Source organism: Mesorhizobium sp. LNJC391B00 (assembly GCF_000502535.1).
Lineage (GTDB): Bacteria > Pseudomonadota > Alphaproteobacteria > Rhizobiales > Rhizobiaceae > Mesorhizobium.
Window position 1 is genome coordinate 64,040 of sequence record NZ_AYWI01000015.1, and the last position, 15,403, is coordinate 79,442.

Here is a 15,403-nt window from a genome sequence, read left to right on the forward strand (position 1 = left end):
TGCCAATCTCTCCCCTTGAGGGGGAGATGTCCGGCAGGACAGAGGGGGGTGTTCACGCGCCAACTTAGCCACTCAAAACCTCGGAATGTCCGGAAACGCCACCTGGCCGCGATGCACGTGCATGCGCCCAAGCTCCGCGCAGCGGCGCAGTTGTGGAAACACCTTGCCGGGGTTGAGCAAATGATTGGGGTCGAAGGCGCATTTGACGCGCATTTGCTGATCGAGGTCGATCTGGTCGAACATTTCAGGCATCAAGTCGCGCTTCTCGACGCCGACGCCGTGCTCGCCGGTCAAGACGCCGCCGACCTTGACGCAGAGCCGCAAGATGTCGGCGCCAAAACTTTCCGCCTTGTCGAGTTCGCCCGGCACGTTGGCGTCGTAGAGGATCAGCGGATGCAGATTGCCGTCGCCGGCGTGGAAGACATTGGCGACGCCAAGGCCGTATTTTCCCGACAGTTCGCGCATGCCGGCGAGCACACGCGGCAATTCCTTGCGCGGGATGGTGCCATCCATGCAGTAATAGTCGGGCGAGATGCGGCCGACCGCCGGGAAGGCCGCCTTGCGGCCGGCCCAGAAACTCAGCCGCTCCTGTTCGGATTGCGAGATGCGACAGGTGGTGGAGCCGTTCCTATAGGCGATCGCTTCGACGAGACCGATCAGGTGATCGACCTCGACGCCCGGCCCGTCGAGTTCGACGATCAGCAGCGCCTCGACATCAAGGGGGTAGCCGGCATGGACGAAATCTTCCGCGGCATGGATCGCCGGCCGGTCCATCATCTCCATGCCGCCAGGGATAATGCCGGCGCCGATGATGTCGGCGACGCATTGGCCGCCCTGCTCGCTGGTCGGAAAGCCGATCAGCAGAGCGCGGGCCGTCTCCGGCTTTTTCAGGATGCGCACGGTGACCTCGGTGACGACGCCGAGCAGGCCTTCGGACCCCGTCATGACGCCGAGGAGATCATAGCCTTCCGAGTCCAGATGATTGCCGCCCAGGCGCACCACCTCGCCGTTCATNCCGTTCATCAGCACCATCTCGATGCCGAGCACATTGTTGGCGGTCAGGCCGTATTTCAGGCAGTGCACGCCGCCGGAATTTTCCGCGACATTGCCGCCAATCGAGCACGCGATCTGGGAGGATGGGTCAGGGGCGTAGTAAAAGCCCTCCTGCTCGACGGCAATGGTGATGCCAAGATTGGTAACGCCTGGCTGAGCGACGACGATGCGGTCGGGATAGTCGATGGCCAGAATGCGGTTAAAGCGGCTCATGACCAGCAGCACGGCATCCTCGAGCGGCAGCGCGCCGCCCGACAATGAGGTTCCGGAGCCGCGCGGCACGACACGGATGTTGCGGTCGTTGCAGTATTTCAGCACCCGCGACACCTGCGCCACCGTTTCCGGCAGCACCACGACCAGCGGCAATTGCCGGTAGGCGGTGAGGCCGTCGCTTTCGAAGGCGCGCATCTCATTGGTGGCGTCGACGACGCCCTCGCCCGGCACGATGATGCGCATGTCGGCGACGATCTCCGCCCGCCTTCGCATAGTGGCGTCGTCTGGCTTGGGCATGACAAGGCCGGACATCGGCGGCGTTCTCCGCTTGGCTGGTAAAAATCTTTTACCAATTACATTCGGATGTTGCAAACACCGCGTCGGGCAAAGAGCGTACTGCCCGCCTTCCGCAGCGGCAATCTGCCGCTATTCACCCTCCCCCTTGTGGGGAGGGTCGCGAACGCAGTGAGCGGGGTGGGGGTCCGCGCGACGAAAGCTCTTTACGAGCACCCCCACCCCGATCCGCTATGCGGATCGACCCTCCCCACAAGGGGGAGGGTAAAGTGCGCTCCTACTCCCCCGGATGTTTCGCCGGCTCGGAGTGCATCCGCCTCACTCGCCGCACCCCCCACCAGACCAGCACGATGGCGACCGGCACCGAGGCGGCGGTGACGACTTCGGGCGCAATGGCATGGCCGAAGATCGAGGCGCCCTTGGCAAGGTAGGAGATCAGACCGACGACATAGTAGGACACTGCTGCCACCGACAGGCCCTCGACCGTCTGCTGCAACCGCAGTTGCAGCCGGGCGCGGTTGTTCATCGACGCCAGCAGATCGCGGTTCTGCTTCTCGACCTCGACATCAACCCACGTGCGCAGCAGCGTCGTGGCGCGGGTTAGTTTGCGCGACAGGTTGGCCTGGCGCTCCTCGACCGAACGGCAGGTGCGCATGGCAGGCGCCACCCGCCGCTGCAGGAAGCCGCCCCAAGTGTCGTAGCCGGGCACGGCTTCTTCGTCCAGCGCCTCCAGCCGCTCGACAACGATGCCGTCATAGGCGCGGCTGGCGCCGAAGCGATAGAGGCTGGAGGCGGCATCGGCTTCCAGCTCGGCGGCAAGCTCGGTCAGGTCGGCGAGCAGCGTCTGGCTGTCGCGGGTTTCAGTGACCTTCATTTCCAGCGTGGTCTGCGCCAACCGGTCTTCGATGCGGCGGGCGCGGCTCGACAGGGTCAGCGCCAGCGGCAGGCCGAGCATGGCAAGCGTGCGGTAGGTCTCGACGTCGATCAGCCGCTGCGACAGCGCGCCGGTCCGCGCCGGCGTCAGGCCGCGATCAAGCACCAGGATGCGGGTCAGGCCGTCGCCGTCCTGGCGGAAATCGGTGACGATGGCCGCATTGCCGCGCTCGACCAGCGAATAGCAGAGGCTCGTCGGGTCGAAGGCCGCAATCAGCTTCTCGCTTGCCGGCGTCCATTTGCGGATCTCCAGCCTTATGCCTGAGATCACCGTTCCCGGCGGCGAGAACCCGTTGCCGAAAGGAGAATCCTCCTGCGCCCTGCCGCTTTCGGCAAGCGGCCCTTCCCAAAGATAGGTCGAGAATTCCGTATGCCGCTCCCAGCGCAGCGTGCCCTTGCCCCACTTCATGGCGTGGTGGCGGGCATGACGGTCGGGCGCCGCGATGCCGAGGCGCCGCGACAGTTCGGAGAGCACGGCCATGTCGACGCCGGAGCCGCCCTCGGTCATGAAGGCGAGTTGCACAAGCACGCGCGGCTTCTCGATCAGCGGATGCGGCCGGGCATGGACCTCGCCGATCGCGCCGGGCCGTCCCTCATGCGCGGGAAAGCCCATCACGCTGCCCTGGGCGCGCGGCTGGAATTCGAGGTTGGACGTCTCGTCCGACACGGTGGTCCCCCTGTTCTCGACCCTTCGTGTGATGGCGTCCTCTAAAGGCAATCCATGAGGCGCGTAAACACCAAAGTCTAGCATCGTAGGTCCTGCCGGCGCGACGCGCAGACCGACCCGATTGGGCAAATTGGATAAATAATTTGACCAGTTGGCGACGCTGGCTTTATCTTGCGCGACGCCGGTTCAATTTCCCAGGCCCCCGTTGAGCGATATTTTCTCCAGGATCGAGCATTCGCGCACCGCCGACGAGGTGGTGCAGCAGATCGAAAGCCTGATCCTTGAAGGCGTGCTGCGCACCGGCGACCGGCTGCCGGGCGAGCGCGAGCTGGCGCGCCAGTTCGACGTGTCGCGGCCGATCCTGCGCGATGCGCTGAAGGCGCTGGAAGGGCGCGGGCTGCTGATCACCAAGGCCGGCGGCGGCACCCATGTCGCCGACGTCATCGGCCAGTTGTTCACCAAGCCGGTGACCGACCTTATCTCGATGCACCGCAAGGCGGTGACCGACTATCTGGAATACCGCCGCGAGATCGAAGGTGTTGCGGCCGAATATGCGGCGCGGCGCGCGACAGCGGATGACATTGCGCTGCTCGACCGCATCATGGCGCGCATGGACGAGGCGCACCGCACCGGCGATTTCGACGACGAGGCGGAAATCGATGTCGAGTTCCACCATGCTGTGTGCGAATGCGCGCACAACATCATCCTCTTGCACACGCTGCGCTCCTGCTACCGGCTGCTGTCTGAAGGCGTGTTCCAGAACCGGCTTCTGGTGTTCAGCGTGCCCGGAGCGCGCGAGGCGCTGCTGGCCCAGCACCGCGCGATCTACAAAGCCGTGAAGGCCGGCGATCCCTCAGCTGCCCGCCAAGCGGCGATGGACCATATCTCCTATGTCGAGCGCTCGATGCTCGAGGCCGAACGCAGCGGCGACTGGCAGCGCGTGTCGCGGCTCAGGCTCAAGCAGCGCTCCGACGCCGACGACGGCTTCAAGACGACTGGCTAACGAGGAACCACCATGAGCGACATCCTCACGATTGCCGATCTCAAGGACCTGGCGCGCCGGCGGGTGCCGAAGATGTTCTACGACTATGCCGATTCCGGCGCCTGGACCGAAAGCACCTACCGCGCCAACGAGGAGGACTTCCAGAAGATAAAATTCCGTCAGCGCGTGCTGGTCGACATGAGCAACCGCTCGCTGGAATCGACCATGATCGGCGAGAAAGTGGCGATACCGGTGGCGCTTGCCCCAACTGGAATGACCGGCATGCAGCATGCCGATGGCGAGATGCTGGCGGCGCAGGCGGCAGAGGAATTCGGCGTGCCGTTCACGCTGTCGACGATGAGCATCTGCTCGATCGAGGATGTCGCGTCGGTGACGAAGAAGCCGTTCTGGTTCCAGCTCTACGTGCTTCGCGACAAGGATTTCGTGCTCGACCTGATCGACAGGGCGAAGGCTGCAAAATGCTCGGCGCTGGTGTTGACGCTCGACCTGCAGATCCTGGGGCAGCGCCACAAGGATGTCCGCAACGGGCTGTCGGCGCCGCCCAAGATGACGCTGGCCAACATTGCCAACATCGCCATGCGGCCGCGCTGGCTGATGGGCATTGCCGGCACCAAGCGCCGCACCTTCCGCAACATTGTCGGCCATGCCAAGGGCGTCGGCGACGTCGCTTCGCTGGCATCGTGGACGACGGAGCAGTTCGACCCGCACCTGTCGTGGAAGGACGTCGCCTGGATCAAGGAGCGCTGGGGCGGCAAGCTGATCCTGAAAGGTATTCTCGACAAAGAGGACGCGCTGATGGCGGTCGAGACCGGCGCCGACGCCATCATCGTTTCCAACCATGGCGGGCGCCAGCTCGACGGCGCATCGTCGTCAATCATGGCGCTGGAGGAGATCGCCGATGCCGTCGGCGACAGGATCGAGGTGCATATGGACGGCGGCATCCGCTCGGGCCAGGACGTGCTGAAGGCGCTTTGCCTCGGCGCTAAGGGCACCTATATCGGCCGCCCGTTCCTGTACGGGTTGGGCGCCATGGGCAAGCAAGGCGTGACCCTGGCGCTGGACATCATCCGCAAGGAGATGGACATCACGCTGGCACTGTGCGGCAAACGGCTGGTGACCGAGATGGGCAAGGACCAGTTGCGGCGATAGGGTCTTGTTCACCGATTAGACCCTAGCCTCGCTGGATCACGGAGACGAAGCCGCCTTGATCGAGACCGGCATCCACTACCTCGACGCGCGCGCGCCCGATGGCATGCGCCTCTATGCGATCGGCGACGTGCATGGCCGTCTCGATCTGCTCGCCGCCATGCATCGCCGCATCGAGAGCGAACTCGAATACAAGCCGACCAGCGATTGGCGCGTCATCCAGCTCGGCGACTATGTCGACCGCGGACCAGAGTCCAAGGGCGTCATAGACTTCCTGATCGAGGCACAGAAACGCGATCCACGGCATCTGATGCTCGCCGGCAACCACGATATCGGCTTCCTCGATTTTCTCGACGAGCCTGACCCGGAAGGGCTGTTCATCCGCTATGGCGGCGTGCAGACGGCACAATCCTATGGCGTCGACCTAGCGGGACACGCAAGCTGGTTCGGCAAGGCCGAGGCGTTACGGCGGGGACACCAGGCACTGGTCAATGCTGTACCGCAAGCCCATGTCGACTTCCTGCGGTCGCTGCAATTGTCACTGATATCAGGTGATTTCTTCTTCTGCCATGCTGGCGTCAGGCCTGACGTGCCGCTGGAGAGCCAGAGCCCGCAGGATCTGGTCTGGATACGCGACGTCTTCCACAACCATCCAGGGCTTTACCCGAAGGTGATCGTGCACGGCCACACACCGGTGCCGGAGGCGGAGGTGATGCCGAACCGCGTCAATGTCGACACGCTCGCCTGGCAGTCAGGCATGCTCAGCGCGCTCGCCGTGGACGGCGCGGACAAGCGTATCCTGACTGTGCAGGGAAAAGCGTTTTAGCGAAGCGCGGCGGTGACGCCGTAGCCGTCGACGGCCTGATGGTTGTTGGCTGCATCGGCGGAATAAATGCCGAGACCGCACAAAACGATGGCAGACAGCATGACAAAGGACAGAAGCGCTGCTTTCACGGACGTCATCTCTAGTTGAGCTTCCTGCATCTGGGCACGAGGCGGTTACCAATGGGTTGAAACCGAGAATTCGTCTCAAAGTTTCGACGATTTCGCGCTTGTAGGTCGATTCTGTATCGGCGGTGTGTCGCGCGGATCACACAGAAGGTTCATCGCGGTTGCATTGCCGATGCAAAGCGCGCGCCTTGTAGGATAGCGTTCGCCACAAACCAAGAACGAAAGAAGTTGTCCCCGGCAGATTCCCCGCCGCGTGCCAATTATGCAACGGCCGCGCGTTGGCTGGGCTCAGATTGTCGCCACCCAGGCGCGGGCAATGGCCAAGCCCGCGGCGTCGGCCTCGGGGCCGTTGCGTGCCATTTCGCTGTCGAGGCGATCCTGCCAGTCGGGATGGCGATCGGCAATCAGCGGCGCGAAGGATGCGCTCCAGTCCCTCACAATCGGCTGGTCGGCCTCGAAATGGAACTGGAAGCCGTAGACGGCGCGGCCGATACGGAACGCCTGGTTCTCAGCAATTTCGCTGCCGGCAAGCCGCACCGCATTTGATGGCAGCGCGAAAGTGTCGTCGTGCCATTCGAAGATGGGGAAATCCTGGGGAAGTGCGCCAAGCACCGGATCGGTTCTGGCGTCCGGCGTCAGCGATACCTTGTGCCAGCCGAATTCCGAGGCGCCGCCGATCTGGTTCTCACCGCCGAAAGTGCGGGCAACCAACTGGCTGCCCAGGCAGATACCGAGAACCGAGCGATCCTTGGCGGCGAAATCGCGGGTCAGTTCGAGCAGCGCCGGGAAATACGGGTAGTCATCGTCGGCCAGCGCATTCTGACCGCCGCCCAGCATCACCATGGCATCGTGTCCGGTCGCGTCGTCCGGCAGCGCATCGCCCTTGTAGGGCCGGCGCAGGTCGAGATCGGCGCCGGCTTCGGCGAGCGCGGCACCAACCTGGCCAAGGCCGGTGTTGTCGTAGTTCTGGACCACCAGCACCCGCATCGCAAAACCCTGCTGACATGAAATGACGCGACGAGCGATATCATGTCGCCAGCATTGCAGCCAAGATGCGTATTCGGGAGAGAGCTATGCCACTGCAGAACCGGGTCGATCCGTTCGGCGCCATCCATGCCATATCCGAGCGCGGCCTGTTCACCGGCAATCGCGGCATCATCCACGATCCGGAGACCAAGACGCTGCTGAAAAAGCGTTGGGCCTTGCCGGCCTGGATCATCTGCGTTTGCCAATTCCGCAATGTGCGGCGCGAGCCGATGGGCAGGAACCGGCCGGGCGGCAGGGCCGGCTGGACCGAGTTGTTCTTCCTCGACGAGGTGACGGCGCTGGCCGCCGGGCACCGTCCCTGTTTCTATTGCCGGCGTGAGCGAGCCAAGGATTTTGTCGGGCGTTTCGGCAAAGTCTTCGGTGTAAACGAACCGCGCGCGCCAATGGTGGACAAGCGGCTGCACAAGGAGCGGCTGGCTTCCGGCGGCAAGCCACCTGATGTCACCATGGGAGAGCTTGCCGAATTGCCGGACGGAGCGATGATCGCGGATGGCGGCTCGGCCTATGCGCTGCGCGGCGGCAACGCGCTGCCCTGGTCGTTCGCAGGCTATGGCGATGCGGCGGCCTTCGACAGCCTTGCCGGCCGGTCGCTGCGCCTGCTCACACCGGCCACGACCGTTTCGGTGCTGCGGCACGGTTTTGAACCGCTGTGGCATCGTTCCGCCGAGACTTGACGCCAGGCACCGCCTCGCCCATTCCTCGGCGATGCGCGCCAATTACAAGATGCAGCGGCTGTTCGTGCCGGACGACCTCGCGGCAGGCATCGAATTCGATGCCGGCCAGCAGCAGAGCCATTATCTCACGCATGTGCTGCGGCTCGGCGAAGGCGCCGAGATCCTGGTGTTCAACGGCCGCGACGGCGAGTGGTCGGCGGCGATTGCCACCAGGTCGAAAAGGGCGGTGCGGCTGAAGGTGCTGGCCTCGCAGAGACCGCAACCGCCCCTGCCTGACCTGATCTATTGCTTCGCGCCGCTGAAACAGGGCCGGCTAGACTATCTCGTGCAGAAGGCGGTCGAGATGGGCGCCGGCGTCCTGCAGCCGGTGATCACCCAGCACACGCAAGTGGCAAAACCCTCCATCGACCGGCTGCGCGCCAATGTCGTCGAGGCGGCCGAGCAATGCGGCATACTGGCGGTGCCGGAAGTGCGCGAGGCCGAGAAATTCGAGCGCCTGCTCTCCGGCTGGGACAAGGAACGCCGGCTTATCTTCTGCGACGAGGATGCCTCGACCAACAACCCGCTGCCGGCATTGCAGGCGGTGCCGGAGAGGAAGCTGGCGCTGCTGGTCGGGCCGGAAGGCGGCTTTTCCGACGACGAACGCAAGATGCTGCGGGCGCTCCCCTTCGTCACTGCCATCCCGCTCGGACCGCGCATCCTGCGCGCTGACACAGCAGCTGTAGCGGCGCTTGCGGTGATGCAGGCGACGGTCGGAGACTGGTAAGAGGCGTAAAGATCAATTCCTGTTGACCTGTGGCTCAGGATTTTTCGCTTGATCGGCTGCTGACATTTCGTCCATTTAGCGCCGGCGGGCTCCGAGAGCCGCAGAGGGGGCCCCATGGCGCGCGACACAACCGATTTCCGGCCAATCGAAGGCATCGACGAACTGGTCGAGCATCTGGCCGAAGGCAACAAGCCGCGCGACAAGTGGCGCATTGGGACCGAGCACGAGAAGTTCCCCTTCTATGTCGACGGCAACGCGCCGGTGCCTTATGGCGGCGAGCGCGGCATCCGCGCCATCCTCGAAGGCATGCAGCAAAAGCTCGGCTGGGACCCGATCATCGATGACGGCCGCATCATCGGCCTGGTCGAGCCGACCGGACAGGGCGCGATCTCGCTGGAGCCTGGTGGCCAGTTCGAGCTGTCGGGCGCGCCGCTGGAAACGATCCACCAGACCTGCCGGGAGGGCAATGCGCATCTGGCGCAGGTACGCGAGATCGCCGAGCCGATGGGCATCCGCTTTCTTGGCCTCGGCGGCAGCCCGAAATGGTCGCTGGCCGAGACGCCGAAAATGCCGAAATCGCGCTACGAAATCATGACCCGCTACATGCCCAAGGTCGGCACCAAGGGTCTCGACATGATGTATCGCACCTGCACCATCCAGGTGAACCTCGACTTCGAAAGCGAAGCCGACATGCGCCGCAAGATGCAGGTGTCGCTGAAGCTGCAGCCACTGTCGACGGCGCTGTTTGCCAACTCGCCCTTCACCGACAGCCGGCCGAACGGGCTGCAGAGCTGGCGCGGCGACATCTGGCGCGACACCGACAACCAACGCTCGGGGCTGCTCGAATTCTGCTTCTCGCCCGAGTTCGGCTTTGCCGACTATGTCGAATGGGCGCTCGACGTGCCGATGTATTTCGTCATCCGCGACGGCCACTATCACGACATGACGCACATCACCTTCCGCCAGTTCATGGCCGGCGTTGCCCGCAATGAAGTACCGGACGGACTGCCCACCATGGGCGACTGGGCGAACCATCTGTCGACGCTGTTCCCCGACGTCAGGCTGAAGCGCTTCCTCGAAATGCGCGGCGCCGATGGCGGGCCGTGGCGCCGCATCTGCGCACTGCCGGCCTTCTGGGTCGGGCTGCTCTATGACGAGGCCGCGCTCGACGCCGCCGAGGCGCTGACTTCGAGCTGGACGTATGAAGAAACGCTGGCGATGCGCAATGCGGTGCCGGAACAAGGCATTTCCGCGCCGTTCCGCAACACGACGCTGCGTGAGATCGGCCGCGATGTAATGACCATTTCGCGCCTTGGGCTGAAAAATCGCGGCAGGAAGAACCGCGACGGCTATGACGAGACCTCGTTCCTCAACACGCTGGACGAAGTCGTGGCGCGCGGTACCACCAGTGCCGAGGAAATGCTGTCGGCCTACCACACGCGCTGGGGCGGCTCGATCGAGCCGGTGTTCATGGAATATGCGTATTAGCGTCGCGCCTTGAGCAGCGGCAAAAGCCGCTTCAATCGAACATCGAAACGAACTAGGTTCTCCCTCGAGGATTTCCGGGAGGAGAAACCGATGCCTACCTTGTTCGACATATTGGCGCAGGCGCAGAACGGCAACGGCATGCAGGCGCTTGCCCAGCAGTACGGGCTTTCCATGCAGCAGACGCAGGCGGCTGTCGCCGCTCTGCTGCCGGCCTTCTCGCAAGGGCTGCAACGCAACACCGCCGATCCCTATGGGCTAGGCGCCTTCATGACGGCGATGGCGAGCGGCCAGCACGCCAAATACTTCGAGGACGCGACCAGGGCTTTCTCACCGCAAGGCGTCAATGAGGGCAATGGCATTCTGGGTCATCTGTTCGGCTCGAAGGAGCTGTCGCGCGCGGTGGCCAGCCAGGCCGCGCAGGCGACCGGCGTCAGCCAGCAGATCCTGCAGCAGATGCTGCCGGCCATCGCTTCGATGGTGATGGGCGGATTATTCAAGCAGACGACAAACCAGTTGACCGGGGGTCAGATGCAGGCCGCCGGTGGCTTCGGCGGCGGCAGCAATCCGCTCGGCGAGATCATCGAACAGATGATGCGGCAGGCGGGCGGCGGGGCACAGCCTGCGCCGCAGCCAGCACCCAATCCTTACGGTGAGAACCCGCTGGGCAAAGTGCTGCAGGACATGTTCGGCGGCGGCGCCCAACAGCCGCAAAGCCAGCCGCAACAGGCGCCCAACCCCTATGGCGACAATCCGCTGGGCAAGGTGCTGCAGGACATGTTCGGCGGCGGCGCCCAACAGCCGCAAAGCCAGCCGCAACAGGCGCCCAACCCCTATGGCGACAATCCGCTGGGCAAGGTGCTGCAGGACATGTTCGGCGGTGGCGCGGCACAGCAACCGCAGGGCCGGCCGCAGCAGCCAACACAGCCGCAACAGACGCAGAGCCCTTACGGCGACAACCCGCTGGGCAAGATTTTTGAAGAGATGATGCGGCAAGGCGGTGGTGGCGGCTTCGGCCTGCCCGGTGGGCAGCCGGCGCCGCAGCAGCCGCAAGCACCCCAGCCGCGACAGGCACCGCAGGAGCGCCAGGCGCCGCAACCGCAGGCCAATCCGAGCGGCAGGCCACGCAATCCGTTCGACGATATTTTCGGCAAGATGTTCGAGACCGGCGCCCAGCAGCGCGACGACTATCAGAAGGGCGTGGAAACGATCTTCGACCAGTTCAAGCGGGACATGAACCGGCGGTAGTTGGCGGTAGTTGGGCGCTGACCTTCGCGGCTTCGGAGCAAGGAACGAAGCGACGCGGCGCAGACCGCACGATGACGACGGAGCTTTAAAAGAAAAGCCCGGTCCTGGAGGAGGACCGGGCCAGTGTGCAGGCTGGCCGGCGGGGAACCGGCAGGGAGTGGGGAGCCTGCTATACTCGTTGGTCGCAGCGAGCCTGAGAAAGGTTCACGGCAACCGAAACAATGCGCCCGATATCACGCTATCTGGCGGGCGAGATCTTCGATCGTATCGGCACGATCGCTCGCAATCGCACGCAGCTTCACGGTCGGATCGGCGCCGAACGGCACATCGATGGCGACATGGAGATCCGCGCGCGTCAGGCCGATATCGGCGAGTTCGGCGTCCGACATCTCGCCGAGGCGATAGAAGGCCCGGCGATTTTTCCAGGCCTGGTAGGCATTGAGAAGGGTGTTGGCCACGCGCGTCGCAACGGCCGGACGCGAGGTTATGCGCGAGGTCTCGGTGGCGAAATCAAACGTGGTCATGTCGGTCTCCTTCAGACTCGAACTGGACAAGACCAGGCGATCGGCACTGGGGACAGCGGCCGTTCCGGTCTCGATTCACATGCCTTCATGTGAACAATGTGAATTTGCCACGCACCGATTGATTAATCCAACGAATGTTTCTAATCTTTAGCATCAACGCTAGTGATGGATTGGACCGATGAAAGCGCCACTCGATCTCGACCAGTTGCAGACCTTCATCTCGATTGCCGATACCGGCAGCTTTACCCGCGCGGCCGAGGAAGTGCTGCGCACGCAATCGGCGGTGTCGATGCAGATGCGCCGGCTGGAAGAGCGGATCGGCAAGCCGCTGTTCGAAAAGGACGGCCGCACCAACAGGCTGACTGAGGAAGGCGACAAGCTGCTCTCCTACGCGCGCCGCCTGCTCTATCTCAACCGCGAAACGCTGGCCGCCTTCGATGACCAGCGGCTCGAAGGCACCATCCGCATCGGCACCCCCGACGACTATGCCGACCGGTTCCTGCCCGAAATCATGGCACGCTTCACGCGCTCCAACCCACGCGTCGAGCTGACCGTCATCTGCGAGCCGACACCAGGCTTGGTCGAGCATATCAGGCGCGGCAATCTCGATCTTGCGCTGGTGACGCACAACGACACGCGCGGCCAGTCGGAAGTGGTGCGGCGCGAGCCGCTGCTATGGGTGACCTCGGCCAACCATGCCACGCACGAACAGGAAGTGCTGCCGATGGCCTTCGGCCGGCCGAACTGCATCTGGCGGCGCGCCGCCGTCGATGTGCTCGACCGGCAAAGCCGCGACTATCGAATCCTGTTCACCAGCTTCTCGGCCACCGTCATCACCGCCGCGGTGCTGTCGGGACTGGCGATCTCGGTGCTGCCGGAATGCGCGCTGCGGCCCGGCATGCGGGTGCTGGGCGAAGCCGACGGTTTTGGCGCCCTGCCCGACTGCCGCATCGGCATCATGCGCGGCCAGACCTCGCGTCCCGAAATCGTCGACGCTCTGGCCCGACACATCTCGGAAAGCCTCGACAATATTTCCGTGCCGCTCGGCGAAGAAACGGGAAGCTTCGATTTCGCCTCGCTCGCCTTCGCCAAGATGAAGCGGAGCAAGCCGAACCAGATCCTGCCTGGCTGGTAGGAACGATCAGGCCGACGCTGCCGCCTCCGTCGTTGCGTTGGCCGACGACAGGCCGGGCAGCGCCACCAATTGCGCCGGCTCCAGCGGCGGCGACAAGAGGTAGCCCTGCAGCTGCTGGCAGCCCATGGCGACCAGCAGCGCCTTTTGCACCTCGGTCTCTACGCCCTCGGCGGTGACCTCGACCTTGAGCGCGCCGGCGAGATCGATCAGCGCCTTGACGATGGCGCCCGAATTGCCGTCGCCGTCGAGAAGCCGCACGAAGGAGCGGTCGATCTTGAGCTTGTCGATGGCATGGCGGCGCAGATAGCTCAGCGACGAATAGCCGGTGCCGAAATCGTCGAGCACAATGCCGACGCCCGACTGGCGCAAGGCTGCCAGAGCCGCTCTGGTGGTGTCGTTGTTTTCCAGGAGAACGTTTTCGGTGATTTCGAGCTGCAGGCGCTCCGGCGCCAGTCCGGTTTCGGCGAGGATCGAGGCAACCTCTTCGGCAAAGCCGGCGTCGCGCAATTGCAGCGGCGAGACATTGACGGCGAGCCACGGCAGTTTGGTCTTCACGGCGAAGCGGCAGGCTTCCAGCAGGGCCCATGCGCCGAGCTGCCCGATCATGCCGCGTTCCTCGGCGATGGCGATGAACTGCGCCGCCGGCAGTGCGCCATGGACCTCATGCGCCCAGCGGATCAGCGCCTCGGCGCCGACAATGGTCTTGCCGTCGCTGGCAAAGACCGGCTGGTAGGCGAGCTTGATACCGGTGCCGCCATTCAGCGCGCTGCGCAGCTCGCTCTCGACCTTGCGCTTGCGCAGCAAAAGGTCGTCCATGTCGCCGGCGAAGACCTGGTAGCGGCCACGGCCGTTCTTCTTGGCTTCGTAGAGCGCGATGTCGGCCTTGCGCAGCAGATCGTCTGCGTCGGCATCAGGGCCTGTCGACAAGGCTATGCCGATGCTGGCGCTGATAAAGACCTGATCGTCCATCAGCTTGAACGGCTCCTGCAGTTTCTGCAGCACCCTCTCGGAAATATCCTCTGCGTTCCTGACGTCGCGGACATCGATCAGGATCACCGCGAATTCGTCGCCACCCAATCTTGCCACCGTGTCGACGTCGCGAACCGTATGCTGAAGCCTGGCCGCCGTCTGGCGCACGAGTTCGTCGCCTGCCGGGTGACCAAGCGTGTCGTTGACATGCTTGAAGCGATCTAGATCGAGATAAAGCAGCGCGACCTTGCTTTCATTGCCGGAGGTAAGCAAGGCACGCCGCAGCCTGTCCTCGAACAGTGCCCGGTTGGGCAGGCCGGTGAGCGTGTCGTGAAAGGCGAGATATTGCGCCTGGGCCTGGCTGGTCTGCAGCGCCGATGACGCACGGCGCAGACGCCGGAGCAGAAAGGCGAGCACGCTCGCCGCAACCAGCGCGGCCAGAGCCAGGGCCGGGCTGGCCTTGCCCACCAGCGTCAGGCCGGGCCGTTCCTGGTCCCAGGCAATATAGCCGAGGATGACACCCTGTTTGTCGATAAGCGGAATGGCAGCAGAGCCAAGCGGCTGAGCCATCGGCAGGAGATGCGCCCCCGCCAGCAGATATTTCTGCGCGATCTTGCCGATCACCGCGTCGTTGATGAACTCTATGGAGACATGCAGATATTCGCTGCCGGATGCCTGGGTGACGCGATCCGAACTCGGCACCAGAGGCATGACGCTGAGTATGGCAGGCTGACCGCCAAGCGAGACCAGATCGTCGGCAACGAATTTTGCGCCGGCCTGGCTTGCGTCCTTGCTCATCATCTGGCGCAACCTGGCGATGGTCGGCCGCAAAGCGGGTTCGTCCTCGCCAAAGACGGCAGGCGACACGACCTTGCCTTCGCGCATGGCGTGGACCGGCCGGTTGGCGTTGTCCAGCACATAGACCCGGTTGTGGCCGTAATACGAGTACATCCAGACGCTGAAATTCTCGGCCATCCAGGTCTGGTTGCCGGCCTTGGCGTTTATAACGGAATCATCCCAGACGGCGACGCTTTCCTGCTCGCGCTTTACCGCGGCGATCTGGTCCTGCAGGCCGTTGGCAAGGAAAACCTTCTCCCGCTCGAGCGAGACCCGGTCGGCCTGCATGGTGGCGTAAAGGCCGAAGCCGACAACGATGGCCAGTGCAAAAACGGCAAGCGTCAGCACCGTCAGGGTGACCTGGAACGTCAACGGGCTGCGTTGTCTGCGGGCGCTCATGCGTCCTCCTTGGCCCAGAGTCAATCAGGACAGGCTTAAGATCAAGTTATGGAATCTTG

Annotated in this window: 14 protein-coding genes; 8 read left to right on the forward strand and 6 right to left on the reverse strand. The window is 63.9% G+C overall.

Features of this window, described 5'->3' with window-relative positions; all coding sequences use genetic code 11:
* Positions 1-72: 72 nt before the first annotated feature.
* Positions 73-1,578, reverse strand: a complete 1,506-nt coding sequence (locus X750_RS138375) for an FAD-linked oxidase C-terminal domain-containing protein (RefSeq protein ID WP_023748625.1) — start codon at positions 1,576-1,578, stop codon at positions 73-75.
* A gap of 259 nt (positions 1,579-1,837) precedes the next feature.
* Entirely contained in the window at positions 1,838-3,160 is a 1,323-nt protein-coding gene (locus tag X750_RS138370) for a DUF3422 family protein (protein WP_023686827.1), read from the reverse strand.
* A gap of 205 nt (positions 3,161-3,365) precedes the next feature.
* Between X750_RS138370 and X750_RS138365 the strand changes: the two genes are divergently transcribed.
* Genes X750_RS138365 through X750_RS138355 form a run of 3 tightly spaced genes read left to right on the forward strand, consistent with a single transcriptional unit; the run spans position 3,366 to position 6,135 of the window.
* Positions 3,366-4,163: an FCD domain-containing protein gene (locus X750_RS138365; protein WP_023748626.1), complete on the forward strand. Its 798-nt coding sequence runs from the start codon at positions 3,366-3,368 to the stop codon at positions 4,161-4,163.
* Positions 4,164-4,175: 12 nt separating this feature from the next.
* Complete coding sequence (locus X750_RS138360; protein WP_023715638.1) at positions 4,176-5,312, forward strand: alpha-hydroxy acid oxidase; 1,137 nt, start codon at positions 4,176-4,178, stop codon at positions 5,310-5,312.
* Positions 5,313-5,367: 55 nt separating this feature from the next.
* Entirely contained in the window at positions 5,368-6,135 is a 768-nt protein-coding gene (locus tag X750_RS138355; protein WP_023748627.1) for a metallophosphoesterase family protein, read from the forward strand.
* Here the strand turns inward: X750_RS138355 and X750_RS1000000165170 are convergent.
* Positions 6,132-6,272 (reverse strand): hypothetical protein, encoded by a 141-nt coding sequence (locus tag X750_RS1000000165170; protein ID WP_006206855.1) that lies wholly within the window; start codon positions 6,270-6,272, stop codon positions 6,132-6,134. The genes X750_RS138355 and X750_RS1000000165170 overlap by 4 nt on opposite strands.
* Positions 6,273-6,548: 276 nt before the next feature.
* Entirely contained in the window at positions 6,549-7,247 is a 699-nt protein-coding gene (locus X750_RS138350) for a type 1 glutamine amidotransferase (protein WP_023729095.1), read from the reverse strand.
* A gap of 86 nt (positions 7,248-7,333) precedes the next feature.
* Here X750_RS138350 and X750_RS138345 point away from each other — a divergent pair, with 86 nt between their 5' ends.
* The 4 genes from X750_RS138345 (at position 7,334) to X750_RS138330 (ending at position 11,480) form a co-directional block, all read left to right on the forward strand.
* Positions 7,334-7,981, forward strand: coding sequence for a hypothetical protein (locus X750_RS138345; protein ID WP_023748628.1), 648 nt, complete (start codon positions 7,334-7,336; stop codon positions 7,979-7,981).
* Between the two features lie 31 nt (positions 7,982-8,012).
* Positions 8,013-8,747 carry a 16S rRNA (uracil(1498)-N(3))-methyltransferase gene (locus X750_RS138340; RefSeq protein ID WP_023748629.1) on the forward strand — a complete coding sequence of 245 codons (735 nt, stop codon included), beginning with the start codon at positions 8,013-8,015 and terminating at the stop codon, positions 8,745-8,747.
* 114 nt (positions 8,748-8,861) lie between these two features.
* The gene (locus X750_RS138335) at positions 8,862-10,235 is read left to right on the forward strand and encodes a glutamate--cysteine ligase (protein WP_023670558.1); all 1,374 of its coding nucleotides are present in this window, start codon (positions 8,862-8,864) and stop codon (positions 10,233-10,235) included.
* 90 nt (positions 10,236-10,325) lie between these two features.
* Positions 10,326-11,480 carry a DUF937 domain-containing protein gene (locus X750_RS138330; protein ID WP_023748630.1) on the forward strand — a complete coding sequence of 385 codons (1,155 nt, stop codon included), beginning with the start codon at positions 10,326-10,328 and terminating at the stop codon, positions 11,478-11,480.
* A gap of 233 nt (positions 11,481-11,713) precedes the next feature.
* On the opposite strand, the gene X750_RS138325 is transcribed toward X750_RS138330, so the two are convergent.
* On the reverse strand, positions 11,714-12,004 hold the full coding sequence (locus X750_RS138325; RefSeq protein WP_023670560.1) for a DUF1127 domain-containing protein: 291 nt from the start codon (positions 12,002-12,004) through the stop codon (positions 11,714-11,716).
* Between the two features lie 178 nt (positions 12,005-12,182).
* On the opposite strand from X750_RS138325, the gene X750_RS138320 reads away from it, so the two are divergent.
* The gene (locus X750_RS138320) at positions 12,183-13,139 is read left to right on the forward strand and encodes a LysR substrate-binding domain-containing protein (protein WP_023748631.1); all 957 of its coding nucleotides are present in this window, start codon (positions 12,183-12,185) and stop codon (positions 13,137-13,139) included.
* A 6-nt stretch (positions 13,140-13,145) separates the two neighbouring features.
* Here X750_RS138320 and X750_RS138315 read toward each other — a convergent pair whose 3' ends face one another.
* On the reverse strand, positions 13,146-15,344 hold the full coding sequence (locus X750_RS138315; RefSeq protein ID WP_023748632.1) for an EAL domain-containing protein: 2,199 nt from the start codon (positions 15,342-15,344) through the stop codon (positions 13,146-13,148).
* Positions 15,345-15,403: the final 59 nt, after the last annotated feature.

Excerpts from the sequence above, each read along its gene's own strand:
- X750_RS138325 (WP_023670560.1), bottom strand. The coding sequence starts at position 12,004 with ATGACCACGTTTGATTTCGCCACCGAGACCTCGCGCATAACCTCGCGT.
- X750_RS138345 (WP_023748628.1), top strand. The coding sequence starts at position 7,334 with ATGCCACTGCAGAACCGGGTCGATCCGTTCGGCGCCATCCATGCCATA.
- X750_RS138360 (WP_023715638.1), top strand. The coding sequence starts at position 4,176 with ATGAGCGACATCCTCACGATTGCCGATCTCAAGGACCTGGCGCGCCGG.
- X750_RS138315 (WP_023748632.1), bottom strand. The coding sequence starts at position 15,344 with ATGAGCGCCCGCAGACAACGCAGCCCGTTGACGTTCCAGGTCACCCTG.
- X750_RS138330 (WP_023748630.1), top strand. The coding sequence starts at position 10,326 with ATGCCTACCTTGTTCGACATATTGGCGCAGGCGCAGAACGGCAACGGC.
- X750_RS138340 (WP_023748629.1), top strand. The coding sequence starts at position 8,013 with ATGCGCGCCAATTACAAGATGCAGCGGCTGTTCGTGCCGGACGACCTC.
- X750_RS138350 (WP_023729095.1), bottom strand. The coding sequence starts at position 7,247 with ATGCGGGTGCTGGTGGTCCAGAACTACGACAACACCGGCCTTGGCCAG.
- X750_RS138320 (WP_023748631.1), top strand. The coding sequence starts at position 12,183 with ATGAAAGCGCCACTCGATCTCGACCAGTTGCAGACCTTCATCTCGATT.
- X750_RS1000000165170 (WP_006206855.1), bottom strand. The coding sequence starts at position 6,272 with ATGACGTCCGTGAAAGCAGCGCTTCTGTCCTTTGTCATGCTGTCTGCC.
- X750_RS138335 (WP_023670558.1), top strand. The coding sequence starts at position 8,862 with ATGGCGCGCGACACAACCGATTTCCGGCCAATCGAAGGCATCGACGAA.